At 41.7% G+C, this 14612-nt stretch carries 12 protein-coding genes and 1 other annotated feature; of the genes, 5 read left to right on the top strand and 7 right to left on the bottom strand.

Going from position 1 to position 14612, the window contains the following annotated elements; genetic code table 11:
- Window positions 1-212: 212 nt before the first annotated feature.
- A complete protein-coding gene (locus LF817_RS02165) occupies window positions 213-1688 on the bottom strand; it encodes a catalase (protein WP_253934116.1) in 1476 nt (491 codons plus the stop codon).
- Window positions 1689-1968: 280 nt separating this feature from the next.
- On the opposite strand from LF817_RS02165, the gene LF817_RS02160 reads away from it, so the two are divergent.
- Window positions 1969-3069, top strand: a complete 1101-nt coding sequence (locus LF817_RS02160) for an NADH-dependent flavin oxidoreductase (protein WP_253934115.1) — start codon at window positions 1969-1971, stop codon at window positions 3067-3069.
- 45 nt (window positions 3070-3114) lie between these two features.
- Here LF817_RS02160 and LF817_RS02155 read toward each other — a convergent pair whose 3' ends face one another.
- The 6 genes from LF817_RS02155 to LF817_RS02130 all read right to left on the bottom strand — a co-directional run bounded on the left by LF817_RS02155 (window position 3115) and on the right by LF817_RS02130 (window position 8680).
- Complete coding sequence (locus LF817_RS02155) at window positions 3115-3411, bottom strand: DUF3817 domain-containing protein (RefSeq protein ID WP_253934114.1); 297 nt, start codon at window positions 3409-3411, stop codon at window positions 3115-3117.
- 160 nt (window positions 3412-3571) lie between these two features.
- Window positions 3572-4324 carry a nucleotidyltransferase domain-containing protein gene (locus LF817_RS02150; protein WP_253934113.1) on the bottom strand — a complete coding sequence of 251 codons (753 nt, stop codon included), beginning with the start codon at window positions 4322-4324 and terminating at the stop codon, window positions 3572-3574.
- A 322-nt stretch (window positions 4325-4646) separates the two neighbouring features.
- Window positions 4647-5909, bottom strand: coding sequence for a glutamate-5-semialdehyde dehydrogenase (locus LF817_RS02145; protein WP_253934112.1), 1263 nt, complete (start codon window positions 5907-5909; stop codon window positions 4647-4649).
- A gap of 101 nt (window positions 5910-6010) precedes the next feature.
- Window positions 6011-7144, bottom strand: a complete 1134-nt coding sequence (gene proB / locus LF817_RS02140) for a glutamate 5-kinase (RefSeq protein WP_253934111.1) — start codon at window positions 7142-7144, stop codon at window positions 6011-6013.
- A gap of 58 nt (window positions 7145-7202) precedes the next feature.
- Window positions 7203-8045 carry a pyrroline-5-carboxylate reductase gene (gene proC, locus LF817_RS02135; RefSeq protein WP_253934110.1) on the bottom strand — a complete coding sequence of 281 codons (843 nt, stop codon included), beginning with the start codon at window positions 8043-8045 and terminating at the stop codon, window positions 7203-7205.
- Between the two features lie 311 nt (window positions 8046-8356).
- Window positions 8357-8680, bottom strand: coding sequence for a thioredoxin family protein (locus LF817_RS02130; protein ID WP_253934109.1), 324 nt, complete (start codon window positions 8678-8680; stop codon window positions 8357-8359).
- Window positions 8681-8764: 84 nt separating this feature from the next.
- Between LF817_RS02130 and LF817_RS02125 the strand changes: the two genes are divergently transcribed.
- From LF817_RS02125 to LF817_RS02110, 4 genes are all read left to right on the top strand, one after another.
- A complete protein-coding gene (locus tag LF817_RS02125) occupies window positions 8765-9316 on the top strand; it encodes a class I SAM-dependent methyltransferase (protein WP_253934108.1) in 552 nt (183 codons plus the stop codon).
- A 72-nt stretch (window positions 9317-9388) separates the two neighbouring features.
- Window positions 9389-9602 (top strand) — a binding site (T-box leader).
- A gap of 38 nt (window positions 9603-9640) precedes the next feature.
- A complete protein-coding gene (argS, locus tag LF817_RS02120) occupies window positions 9641-11323 on the top strand; it encodes an arginine--tRNA ligase (protein WP_253934107.1) in 1683 nt (560 codons plus the stop codon).
- 260 nt (window positions 11324-11583) lie between these two features.
- A complete protein-coding gene (locus LF817_RS02115; protein ID WP_253934106.1) occupies window positions 11584-13059 on the top strand; it encodes an MDR family MFS transporter in 1476 nt (491 codons plus the stop codon).
- A 74-nt stretch (window positions 13060-13133) separates the two neighbouring features.
- On the top strand, window positions 13134-13370 hold the full coding sequence (locus LF817_RS02110; protein ID WP_253934105.1) for a hypothetical protein: 237 nt from the start codon (window positions 13134-13136) through the stop codon (window positions 13368-13370).
- The last annotated feature ends 1242 nt before the right edge of the window (window positions 13371-14612 follow it).

Below are 14612 nucleotides of genomic sequence, written 5' to 3'. Positions count from 1 at the left end.
GTCTCTTCCCTAACAGATCGTTCAGTCTGGTCACCTGTTCTCTCCCCATAAATGTCATCGTATGGAGTAAAATTTTCAACCTGAGCAGATCCCGAAACTTTGACTTTAAGCTAAGGAAGACTAAATAAATATCAACATATATTTAATATAGTCTTCCATCAAAAGAAAAAGCCTTACCTTCAAAAGGAAGGTAAAGCTTTTCTAAGCATGGATCACACAGTATTTCCTACAAATTGATCCAGATTAATATTAGATTTATCAGCTAGAGTTTTCCCTAGCTCTTCATCTGCCTGATAGAAGTTGGCGATTTGACGACCTACGATGTTACGGTCTTCAATTTGATCGAAATCCATCATGACATTACGGATAAGCGCTTCTTTCGTCTGTTGGTCATAGCTTCTATAAATACGACCGGCTTGACCAAAGTAATTCGGTTTATCGATGATTTCGCGTCCAGCTGTACCATTGATTGGCTGTGGCGGCTCTTCATATCCTTCCACTGGAGCGGGTTCTCCATCTTGACTATTCGGTTCATAATTCGTATGGCGAACCCCGCTGTCGCGTCCCATGAATCCATCCTGCTGATGATTATTCACTTCAACTTTTGGACGGTTAATCGGCAGCTGCTGATAGTTCGGTCCTACACGGTGTCGCTGAGTGTCCGAATAAGAGAATAGGCGTCCCTGAAGGAGCTGGTCTTCAGAAGGCAGCATTCCCGGGACAAGAACACCAGGGTTGAAACCGACCTGTTCCGTTTCTTCGAAGAAATTATCTACGTTTTTGTTTAACGTCATAGTTCCTACATGTTCCCAAGGAATGACCTCTTCCGGCCAATCTTTAGTTGCATCCAATGGGTTAAAATCAAAATCATTCAATTCATCCGGGTGCAGGACTTGAACATAAAGATCCCACTCCGGATAGTTCCCATCTTCAATAGCATTATAAAGATCTACTGTAGCATGGTTGAAATCTTTTCCTTGAACTTCCTGAGCTGCATCAGGAGTCAAGTTCTTTATACCCTCTTTCGGCTGCCAGCGCAACTTCACATAAAACGTTTCTCCTTCAGCATTGTACCATTTGAACGCGTGTACACTTGACCCACGCATATTACGGTACGTTGCAGGGATTCCTTCGTCGGTGAATAGGTGAAGCATCATATTCGTTGTCTCTGGAGACAGCGACATGAAGTCCCAGTAACGAGCTGGATCCTGAACGTTCGTTATTGGATCAGGCTTCAGTGAATGGATCACATCGGGAAACTTGATGGAATCACGAATAAAGAATACGGGTAGAGTATTTCCTACAAAGTCATAGTTTCCTTCATCTGTATAGAACTTAACGGAGAAGCCGCGCGGATCTCGAGCCGTTTCAGGTGAATGTTTCCCATGAATCACGGTTGAGAAGCGAGTAAATAACGGAGTTTCTTTTCCTTCTTCCTGTAGAAAATCTGCTGTTGTATATTTTTTCATACTGTTTTTCGTGACAAAGACCCCATGGGCTCCTGCTCCGCGCGCATGCACTACTCGTTCAGGTATGCGTTCACGGTCAAAGTGAGCAATTTTTTCAATCATTTGATAGTCTTCGATAAGTATCGGGCCGTTTCTTCCTGCTGTTCTTGAATTTTGATTATCAGAAATAGGTACACCTTGGTTGGTCGTCATACGTTTTTTATTATTTTTTTCAGACATAATACCCTCTCTTTCATAAAATTAAAATAGTATTCCCCATCAATAGTCAGATGGCTACTATGGGCTTTGTATATGAAATACCCTTGTAAATTATAATTAAAACTATTTTTAAATAATTATTATCTGAAAATCCTTAAAAATTATATAAGAATAATTTTGAACGCCGATGCTACAACAATTCTGGCTGCCTTTATAAATAGTAGGGACAAGCAATTTTAAAGACAGCGTCGCAAGCAAATGATAGACTATTCTTGTTCTCAATGATGAAGGAGGAATGGCAATGAATATATTTGATCCATATACATTACCTTCGGGATCAGAATTGAAAAATCGTATCCTGATGGCCCCTATGACAAATTTTCTATCAAACGATGACGGCACAGTTTCTCTTAAGGAACTTGACTATTATGCACGGCGTGCTGGTGGAGTAGGTGCCGTGATTACGGCATGCGCTAATGTAAACGCACAGGGCAAAGGGTTCGATGGTGAAATCGGAGTCGACCGTGATGAGCTTATTCCCGGCCTGAGGAAATTAGCAGCCAGTATTCACGAGAAGGGTTCGAAAGCCATTTTACAAATTTACCATGGTGGACGTATGTGCCCGCCTCACTTAGTTCCTGACGAAGAAACGGTGAGCGCAAGTGCGGTCCCAGCTGAACGCGAAGGTGCCCCGACACCGCGGGAGATGACGTCTGCAGAGATTCAGCAAACCGTTATCGATTTTGGTGAGGCTGCACGTCGTGCGATCGAAGCAGGCTTTGATGGTGTAGAAATCCATGGGGCAAACACCTACCTTCTTCAGCAATTCTTTTCTCCTCATTCCAACCGTCGTACAGATCAATGGGGAGGCAATGTACGCGATCGCATGAATTTTCCACTCGCGGTTGTTGAATCTGTAAAAAACGCGGTAAATACTCACGCGAATGGTCATTTCATTATAGGATACCGACTATCCCCTGAAGAAAGAGAAGAGCCTGGAATTACTCTAGAAGATACCATGCAGTTTGTCGACGTTTTATCTGAACAAGGATTAGATTACGTTCATGTATCTCTCATGCAGTTTTCTCAATCGTCTATAAGAAATGAAAATGACGATAATTCCGTCATAGAACTCATAACAGAAAGAATAGGCCATAAAGTTCCAGTCATGGGCGTAGGCTCCCTTTACTCTTTAGAAGATGTACAACAATCTTTAGAAACCGTGCCCCTCGTCTCATTAGGCAGGGAACTGCTCATCGATCCTGATTGGGTGCAAAAAGCTGAAACAGGCGAACCTGTACGTACTAAGATGGATCCTGATAAAAAAGACGAAGTCGTCATCCCTGAACCTATGTGGACGAAGATTATGAGTGTACCAAACTGGATACCCGTTAAAGAATAAATGAAAAATCGCCGTTTTTCTCATAATGAGAAAAACGGCGATTTTTTAATAAAACGATTGTTTAATTCGGTGATCCAGCCAGAAATTCCCGAACGGGATAAATGCTACGACAAACGCACTGGCCAGCCACTGAAACGACCAGCGGACCTTGTATGTCGTGTACAGCGCTATAAGAGCATAAGCAATAAAAAAGAAACCATGCAGAGCACCGACTACACTCACTACTTCCGGAATTCCAGCAATATATTTTAAAGGCATCGCAATCAAGACTAGGATCAGCAGCGATAGTCCCTCTGCAAAACCCGCCATACGAAAACGATGTAAAGGTTTATGATTCAACATTCCATCCTCCTTACAGTTCAAGGTCTATTCTAGCATACTACACTATAAATCAACTGATCTTTGCTTCACTTGTTTACTATTCGCTCGAGTGTCGTGACTGTACGCTCAGTTATCTTGATAGATAGCGGTGTTCTCAGGAAGGTTTTCAATGTTCCTTATTTTATTTCGTTTCATCAATCATTCTCCTTAAGAAGGCCTCCGTAAAATTAGCTCGGGGGAGTCGTTGCACGATCCAATCAAATTCACTGTCTAACAGCTGAGCGATTTTCTGCGCCGAAAAAGAATGACGAGAAATCGTCAGTTCTTCATATATTTCCTTCAGTTCCTTCTTATTTTCTTCTGATAATGATCGTTCAATTGTCTTCAGTCCAAGCTGAGCCCTCTTTGGACAATATTTATGTAACAATATTCTCGCCGTATTTTCAGCCACATCATTTAATACTTTTACCGACCATAAATCATTACCCCGTCCCGCAGACTTCTTATACTGCAGCAGGAAAAAAGCGGCATCATCAACTGCATCGAGAAATTCCTGCTCACTGAGCCTTAAATGCTGCTCCCCTTTTTCCATCCGGTTTTCAGGATCGTACAGCACTTTTAAGTAATCCTTATGAATCAGTGTCTCTTCCGTCACTGTAAATAAGTCAACATGCAGCAAATCCTCATAGACCGCTATGATCTGCGGGGCAATAATAAAGATGTCATCATAAAAGAGGATTTCTTTATATTCCTTGAGATGATGTTCTCTATTCTTCAGAAAAGAGGATTCATCATCTACTAAAGCATACAGATCCACATCTGAGTGCTCATCCTCTTCCCCACGCCCCATCGACCCTTTTAAAAACACAGCTTTTACCAGCGGGTCCTTCTTCAAGCTTTCAGTAATTGCCTTAACCGCTTCTTTTTGTCTCATAATCTCCCCCCTTTTTTAAAGTTTCAGTATTGTTCATGTAAACTCTCTTTTCTTGAATACTCAGTTTCGGTAATTTATGAAGAGATAGGGGCTAACCACGACATTTAGCATAGCTTTTAAGACTAAGATTCTAACAACATATCCTAAAATAAGGATGTTGTAAAGATAAGGAGAAAATTTATACAACTTAGAAAATTGCCAGTCTGAATCAGATACCTGCTTTGCCCAGATATCTTCTTTAATCAGGCGGAATCTTCTCCACTCATGCACACTAAAAAGGAAGGAAAGCAATAAGCTTCCCTTCCTTTAAGTCAAAGTGTTTTTATCGAATTTGACCGTTACCCTTCATTAAGAACTTAACCGTAGTCAACGCTGGCAGACCCATAGGTCCACGTGCATGAAGCTTCTGTGTGGAAATACCGATTTCCGCTCCGAAGCCTAGCGCTCCGCCATCTGTGAAGCGGGTAGATGCATTATGGTAAATAGCCGCAGCATCTACAAGACTTAAAAATAACTTAGCAGTTTCATCATTTTCGGTAACGATCGCTTCAGAGTGCTTTGTACCATACGTTTCAATATGGCCGATCGCTTCGTTGACATCACTCACGGTCTTAACAGCGATGTCTGTGCTCAAGTATTCATTGGCCCAGTCTTCATGACCGGCAGGAACAGCTCCTGGAATGACGCTTACAGCTTTTTCATCACCATGAACATTCACGTTATTGCGCTGCAGAGCTTCAATCAAAGCCTCACTGTTTTTCTCAAGCCATTCTTCATGAACGATCAGTGTCTCGGCTGCATTACATACTGCCGGACGGTCTGTTTTTGCGTTCACTAGAATATTGATTGCTTTTGTAGCGTCGGCTTCTTTATCAACATAGATATGGCAGTTCCCTACTCCAGTCTCAAGAACTGGAACTGTGGCATTTTCAACAACTGCTTGAATCAGCTTGCCTCCACCACGCGGAATAAGAACGTCGATGTGTTCTTTCATTGTGAATAATTCGTTCGTAGCTGCACGGTCAGTGCTTGCGATAAACTGTACCGCTTCTTTAGGGATCTTCGTTTCAGCTAATCCTTTGTGGATCACGTCTACGATCGCCGCATTGGAGTTGATCGCAGAAGATCCGCCTTTTAATACGATCGCATTTCCTGATTTCAAAGCAAGGCCCGTCGCGTCTACCGTGACATTAGGACGAGCTTCATAAATCATACCGATCACACCAAGTGGTACGGTCACCTTTTCAACTTGCAGGCCATTGTCTAACGTCCAGTCTGTAAGAATGTTTCCTGTTGGATCTTCAAGCTTAGCTACTTCACGTAAACCATTGGCAAAGTCCGCAACACGTTCTTTGGATAGGGATAATCGATCCATGAAAGCCTCAGAATATCCTTTTTCTTTTCCGTTCTCCAAATCTTTCTCGTTCGCCTGTAAAATGGTTTCGTATTCTCTCTCTAGTACGTCTGCTAAATGGTTCAGTGCTTCATTTTTCTCTTTTTCAGAAAGCACCATCAGTTTTTTTGAAGCTTTTTTAGCTTCTATCGCTTGTTCCTCAACGTTCACATTGCCTTTTGTTAGTGTCATCCAAGACCTCCTTGAAAATTTGAAACCCACTTTAGTGGGGGTATAAAAACTTTAGAACAGGAAGGCGATCCAGTACGTAACTGGCTCCTTCATTTTAACTCTTACACGCCTACCGGCAGTTTCACTTCTAAGTGGCATACTAAATCTTTACTTTCAATTGCAGCAAGTTCATATGATTCAAGTTCCGGGTCAGTCAACCCGATCATTTTCTCCAACTGTTTAGAAGAGTAATTCACTACACCTAAACCTACCTCTTCTCCATCTAAATCATGGATACGAACGACAGCTCCTTTTCTAAAACGGCCATTGACGTGATGGACGTTGACCGGATGCAGCCCTTCTTTCATATCAACGATCGTTTGACGGGCACTATGATCGATAGTGACTTCACCTTCTGGACCAGAATTGAACGCGATCCATTGTTTCTTCGCATTCAAGTTCTCGGTTTCTTTCGTCGGTTCAAAATAAGTACCGACGGCATTACGATAAACTGCATCATATACGATATTATCGGTACCTGCTTTTCCTAAGAAGGATGAGATTCCTGAAGCCATAGCAATTTTGAATGCATCGATTTTTGACTTCATTCCTCCTGTACCTACAGCGCTGCCTGGATCTCCAGCGGCTGCTTCAATTTCTGGAGTAATTTCGTGGACTTTATCGAGAAGCTTAGCATCGCTGTTTTTTCTAGGATCTGCGTCATAAAGCCCATCAATATCTGAAAGAATGATAAGTTCATCGGCATCAACGAGACCAGCGACTTTTGCGGATAGTGTGTCATTATCTCCAAATTTTAAACGATCAATGGTTATCGTGTCATTTTCGTTCACTATTGGAATAATGCCACGCTCAAGCAGGACATTGATTGTATTTCGAGCATTGTTGTAACGATCTTCATCAGAAAAGTCGCTTCTGGTAATTAGTATTTGAGAACCCATATACCCATGGGATAAGAATAAGTCAGAGTAGGATTCGATGAGCAATCCTTGGCCGACTGAGGCAGCGGCTTGTTTTTCCGGTAAAGAATCCGGACGCGTCAGACAACCCAGCTTGCGATAACCAGCTGCTACTGCACCAGAAGATACGAGTAACACTTCATGCCCGTCGTCCTTTAGACGCACAACCTCATCTACTAATTTCTCTAGCTTTCGTCGACTGATTTCTCCGTGAAGACTTGTTAATGAACTACTGCCAATTTTAATAACTACACGTTTCTTGTTCGTGTCGTTAACCAATATATCACTCCTATTTTCTCTGTTTAGTCTATTACTGCGTTTAGATGGTATCGTCATATTATTTAGATCCGACGAGCATTCCTTCGAGTTCTTTGCTCATTTCCTTCGAACGGCTTGCTGCTCCTTTGATCGCTTCAGAGATTGCTTCTCCTCCACCGGACTGATGAAGAGCTTCAAGGCCCGCCGCTGTGGTTCCGTTTGGTGATGTTACATTTTGTCGTAGTTCAGATGGACTCTCATCACGTTCGAGCATCATTTTTGCTGCTCCTAGAAGGGTCTGAGCTCCAATTTCACGTAACGTTTCGCGATCCATTCCTTCTGCGTTACCAGTTTCTTCGATATGCTCCATAAGGTAGTAGAAATACGCTGGTCCGCTTCCCGCAATACCTGTGAAAACGTCCATTTTATCTTCATCGATTAAAAATACCTCACCGATTGCTTTCATTAATTCTTTAGCTACCATAACGTTGTCCATACCCGTGTAGTGCCCTGGGCAGACTGCTGTAGCTGATTCTCTAAGCATGCTTGATGTGTTTGGCATTACGCGGATGACCTGCTGACCATCATTCAGACGGTCTTCCATATAAGAAGTGGAGATTCCAGCAAGCACGGAAACGAGTACTTGATCAGAATCAATTCTATATCTCAAGTCTTCAAGAACAGCATCTATATCTTTAGGTTTCATAGCCAAAATGAATTGATCTACTTCACTATAATTTAAGTCATCTTTCAAAACAGTACGCACACCGTACTTACTTTGAATTTCATTTAATCGATCTTGATTACTTCTATTTGTAACAATGATTTGATGGGCAGGAATACTTCCCGATTCAACCATTCCGGAAATCATAGCTTCTGCCATTGATCCTGCACCTAGAAAAGCAATTGTTTGTTTAATCATTTGGGTGACATCTCTCCCGTTCGCATTTTTTGTTCGCTCAATTCATGACGTTTTTCATAATAACACTAGTAAAAACTGAATCAAGGGTTATTTTGCATGTCATGTCTATATCGTCCAATTAGTGAGTGTAAACGGTTTCTTAGCGAGATATTTCCGCTTCATCGCTTCTCATAGCAAATAATCACTACTCACGCGCCTATACAGAGATTGAATTTCCTGAAAATGATTATTTTTTATCGGTCGGAATTTTCTAAAAATTGCATCATGAAGCGATTTTTGCACAAAAAAAGACCCTCATTCAAAAGAAGGCCTTATTGTATGAAACGACTATATTTATTTAATTGTTGTCTTAGGTCTCCGATTGGTACAAAACGAGCCATTCTTGCAAGTTCTTTACCTCCAGATAGCAAGATGACGACTGGTACCGTAAAGACTGTATATTCTCCCGCTATGTCCTTTACCTCTCTACTATCGACGTGGATCGGATCTACATGAGGGAAGTCCTGCAGCAATTCTTCCACCTGGGGAAGCAGAGAATGGCAAACGGAACATCCTGGCTGGGATATATAAACGAGCGACAGAGCTTTTTGACTCACATGTTTACGCACTTCTTCTATAGAATAAGCTTTTTCCATTGATTTCACCTCTTTCCTATTGTAACAACTATCTCTTCCAGATGATCATTTCATGACTTATACTAAATAAAAGAGGTGATTTACGTGACTATCCTAACTATTGCTGTAATTGGGGCAATGATCTTGATTGTTTTGCTTGTTCTTATAGACTCGGCGAGGAATGGGATTACTCCTACCCCCACTACAAATAAAGAGAAAACCGCTGCCCTTCAAATCGCTCAGCCAATGAACCCTTCCACAATCGCTGATTTGGGTGCTGGATTTGGAACGATGGCATTTTCATTAGCTGAACAATTTCCCGATGCTAAAGTGACTGCTTACGAAACGGCGACCATCCCCTGGCTCTTTTTAAAAATCAGAAAGATAGTTCAGCCGAGAAAGAACGTCATCATTAAGAAGACCGATTTTATGAACGAACAATTATATACGTACGACTTGCTCTATACTTATTTATATCCTAAAGCGATGGATCGTCTGCAGGTGAAATTGCAGCATGAACCTACAACCTTAATATCAAACTGTTTTGCCATGCCCGACTGGAATCCATCTTTAATATGGCCGGTTGAATCAAAAGTAACTTACGGGTCGATCTACCTTTATAGGAGAAACGCAACATCTTACCCTCCTATTAGTTAAAGTGGGCAATGACAAGAAAGATATTCCTACTCTTGCATTCCTTTGACCACTCAGCTATAATTTTCTCAATACTTAAATTCTGTGAAAAAGAGAGTAACTGATTAACGGCTTTAAGCGAGTCAGGGACGGTGGGAGCCTGACAGCTGATAATGAGTGAACCGGACTTTGAAGAAGCTAGTCTGAAATATAAGTAGGACAAAGCCGGGGAAGACCCCCGTTATCAACTTCGAGTGGCTACCCCAGTAGCTATAAGAGTGGCACCGCGAGCAAATACCTCGTCTCTTTTTTGAGACGGGGTTTTTTTTATTTTAAGGAGGTCTTTTCATGGAAAAACACGTACTCGCCCTGCAATTATCGCAAATCCTCGGGGAAGAATTCAGTCGTGACTGGGTATATGAACACATAGAAACACCGAAGCAGGAAAAAATGGGGGACTTGGCGTTCCCATGCTTCAAGCTCTCACCAGCCTTACGCAAGTCGCCTCAAGACCTGGCGAGCGAACTTGCACCACAATTGAAGCATGATTTATTTGAGAACGTTCAACCCGTCGGAGGATACATCAACATCTTTCTGAATCAGCAGTTCATGGCTGAGCATACACTCAAGCAAATTCTTACCGAGCAAGAGAACTATGGCAAACATACTTTTGGCGAAGGAAAAACAGTCGTTTTCGATCTATCCGCACCAAACATTGCTAAGCCATTCTCTATGGGGCATTTAAGATCTACTGTTATCGGAAATTCGCTCGCCAATTTAGCAGCGAACAGCGGATACGAAACCGTAAAAATCAATTATATCGGAGACTACGGAACTCAATTTGGCAAATTACTGTCTGCTTATAAGAATTGGGGTGACGAAGAAAAGATACGCGCAAACCCATTAGCTGAATTGACAAAGATATATGTAAAATTCCATGAAGAAGCCAAACACAACGCCGAGTTGATTGACGAAGGGCGTCAATGGTTCAAAAAACTAGAACAGCAAGATGAAGAAGCACTAAGATTATGGAGATGGTTTAAGGAAGTCTCATTAGAAGAATTCGAGAAGATCTATCAGCTGCTCGGAATTGAATTCGACCTCACGCGTGGAGAAGCCTATTACAACGATAAGATGGACTCCACCGTCGAATTGCTGAAGGAACATCAATTATTAGAGGATTCTGATGGGGCCAAGGTGGTAAGACTGGACGAGGAAGGAATACCTCCATGCCTTATCAAAAAAAGTGATGGAACAACCATTTATGCAACACGTGATTTAACAGCAGCGATCGATCGCTTCAACAGTTATTCATTTGATGAAGCTCTTTATGTAGTAGGTCATGAGCAATCACTGCACTTCTCCCAAATCAAGCATGTGTTAAACAAGCTCGGTTTCAACTGGGCGCAAAATGTAAAGCATATCCCTTTTGGAATGATGCTGCAGGATGGCAAGAAGATGTCTACGCGCCAAGGGAAAACGATTTTATTAGAAAATGTTTTGAAGGAAGCCATCCAACAGGCAAGTGACAGTATTGAAGAGAAAAATCCTCACCTTAGAAATAAAGAAACTGTGGCCAGACAAGTAGGCGTCGGAGCCGTTATTTTCCACGACTTAAAGCAGGACCGCCGAAACGATGTCGAGTTTTCTATTGAGGATATGCTTAGATTTGAAGGAAACACCGCTCCTTATTTGCAATATTCTTATGTTCGCGCCCAATCTATTTTACAGAAGGGAGATTTCAAAGCTGACGCAAGCACCCCTTTTCTATCAGATGAAAAGGCTTGGAGCCTTATTAAACAAATTCGTAAATTTCCTGAAGCTACAGCTAAAGCATACAAAGAGTATGATCCCAGCCAAATAGCCAAATACCTGCTCGATTTAGCTAAAACCTTCAATCAATATTATACGCACACAAAAATTTTACAGGGAGCGCAGCAAGATGCAAAATTAACATTAGTTTATGGATTTTCCCTTGTTTTAAAACAAGGTCTATCCTTGTTAGGGATTGAAGCTCCAGAAGAAATGTAAGACTGTGGCAATCGCTTAATATATTTCGATAAAAAGCTGAGGTTACTTAACTATGTATGATAAAGAAATACACTCCTATTTAAGCGATTTCACACAAAGCGGGTCGTTAGGGTTGTTCCCGTGCAACGAGCTTTTCCTTCCAATAAATCTGCAAGATGCTTGAAAAGAGTTAAATCAAGTGTGAGCAAATCCTTCATATTATACGTTTGTTTACTATATAATGGTCTATTGTGAACACACAGGAAAAGGAGATTATATATATGGAAGGAAATACAACAGAAGAGCAATATGAATTTTTAGCAGACGACCCTAATTTCAGCGTAAAGCCGGTCATGTTTTCCCTGATTATCGGTGCGTTTTTTGCTATTTTGAATGAGACTTTATTAAATATAGCTTTGACATCCTTAATGGAGGTTTTTGAAATAAATGCTCCAACTGTCCAATGGATGGTTACGGGGTTCATGCTAATTATGGGAATATTGATTCCCGTCTCCGCATTTTTACTGCAGACTTTTACAACGCGTCAAATGTTTATCGGAACAATGTCCATTTTCACAATAGGTACAGTACTTTGTGCTGTTGCACCCACTTTTTCTTTTTTACTGGCGGGACGTCTGATTCAAGCGGTCGGTACTGGACTGCTGATTCCGATTATTTTCAATACCTTTCTTCTCATCTTTCCGCCTGAACGTCGCGGGTCTGTCATGGGATTAGTCGGACTGGTCATCATGTTCGCTCCCGCCATTGGCCCGACCTTATCCGGAATAATTGTGGAATACTTAGGATGGAGATTTTTATTCATTACGGTCATTCCTTTTGCTGTCTTTTCTATCCTATTCGGATATAAGTACTTAAGGAATGTAGGAGAAGTGACGAAGCCGAAAATCGATCTACTATCTCTCCTGCTTTCTACAGTAGGGTTTGGAGGAGTTGTGCTAGGGTTCAGCTTCGCAGGTGAAGGTGAAGCGGGTTTCCTTGAACCGCAAGTGTTCAGCTTTATTATAGCCGGGGCGTTATCTCTCGTTTTCTTCACCTTAAGACAATTGAAACTTGATGATCCACTCCTCGATGTGCGTGTTTTCAAGTACCCGATGTATTCTATTGCACTTGTCATGTTCATCATTGTAATGATGTCGATGTTTTCTTCTGAAATCATATTACCAATGTTTATGCAGGGTCCGCTTGCATTAACTGCTGCAACAGCAGGACTGATCCTATTGCCCGGAGCGCTTCTAAACGGACTGATGTCACCTGTGATGGGAAAGCTATTTGATAAATTCGGTCCTAGAAGGTTGATTATCCCTGCTGCTTTCGTGTTGACGTTGACCATGTTCTCGCTCAGCCAGGTAGGAACAAATACTCCTATTTACATCATCGTGATCACCTATATGTTCTTGATGCTTTCCGTTTCAGCTATCATGATGCCTGCACAGACAAATGGTTTAAATCAGTTACCGAAGCGGCTTTATCCACATGGAACAGCAATCATGAATACGTTGCAGCCTGTTTCAGGCGCTATCGGTGTTTCCGTCTTCATAAGTATACTAACTTCAAGGGAGGAGAGCTTCCTTCAAAACGCTGAAAACCCAGCTTCTGAAAGTGCAATGACCCAAGCCACAGTGGCTGGGGTAGAGCTTGTCTATTTCGTTGCATTTGCTGTAGCACTATTAGGATTTGTCCTTTCCTTGTTCGTGAAGCGGGCACGTCCCAGCGATGTAAGTGAAGCTTCTTCTTGATCCATATTTTCGCCTTGAACTGAAATCATGATAAAATTGATGTAATGAAACCCATTCAAAAGGGGCGCCCAGGTATGTATCCTATTTATTATGCCATCATCATCATCGTTTGTTTGATTGCGCTGTTTGGAACGATTAACGTAGCACGTGACTTGGTGAGGCAAGAAAAAGAAGATGATTCAACGACAGATGAGCTTACGAGCTTAAAAGAAGATCGTCCTGTAAGAGATTCCAGTGTACGATTATTAACTATGATCTACACCATTACATTCATCATTTCAATCATACTGATGTGGATATTTGTATTTTAATTATGGCAAGCGTTGTGTTTTTTAAAGTTGGTGAAAGTTTGATTCCGGAATCGTAGTTGGAGCTAGCGGCTCTCCGGGAAATGTTTCCTTAATCATTTCTATTCAATCCTATATAACAAGGTAAAACTACCAATCAAACTACTATGGTAGAGCCTATTCCACAATGCTCCCTTTATGTGATGTTTTCGTTTCAGACATCCTGGTAATGGGGTCTTGGGAATGGTTAGACGCCTGCGGGAATGGTTAGACTGGCAAGACCCCGGAGAGCTTTATTGCTCAGGGAGGCTTGCCGTTATCCCCGCGGAAAGCGATCCATTTTCAGGACCCCATTTCTCTAAACAAAATTAACGAAACCGATCTTCCGTATGAGGGAGGTTTATTTAAACAAAAGGCTTTGTTAAAGTTCCGTGTTGATATTCATATAAGCTCCCTATAGTGGAAGAATAAGTTTCTAGATGTAAGCGCTGTTTCCGTTATGATGGACAGCGTTTATAGCTCCGGGAAATCACTCGCTTTCCGTGGGAGCGCGGTGAGTCTCCTCGAGCTAACGCTCTGCGGGGCATCACCAAGCACTTTGTTCCCACAGGAGTCTCGCAATTTCCCGGAGCTCTTTGCGATAATTAGTAAAACGGACACTACTCTTATGACAGTACTTCAGGATCTAAGAACACAGAAAAAAATTGGTTACGGCATTATCCCTTCAAGATAAGCGAACTTTGATGATAGCCTACTGATTGTCTTAATATAGGTCTCTTATTAATAAATTTGAGGCAAAATACATTATTATCATTGGGTAGGAATCGGTAAGTCGCTCAATTTTTAACGCGAGGGTTCGTTTCTCTCTTCTATCGAATGGGGTGGTTGGGAAGCCAGTAGCTTCCCAACCACCCCTGACTCTTAATAGGGCAACGAACCGAGATTATCTTGAAATCAAGTCTTCCACTATCCTGCCATATTGTTGAATAACACTTATCAATATCAACAACAACCTATAACATAGCCAAACAAAAAAGACATTTATAGCTAACAGAGCCTCTTCTTTGCTCACTTCCCTGATTGCATGCCAAGCCTGCTAATCATGTATAAGCGTGGCAGCCTCCCGCAGAAAAGCAATCAGATTTCCCGCAAACCGCTAAAGTCTCCTTTTCTTACTCAAAACACGTTGGACGTCGCTTTTTAATATTGAACATACAGGGAATATTAAGAATACACTATATTAGATGAGTACACTTACTCCACTTG

Source organism: Halobacillus sp. A1 (genome assembly GCF_024189295.1).
GTDB lineage: Bacteria > Bacillota > Bacilli > Bacillales > Halobacillaceae > Halobacillus_A.
This window is presented reverse-complemented; position numbering and strand designations above follow the sequence as displayed.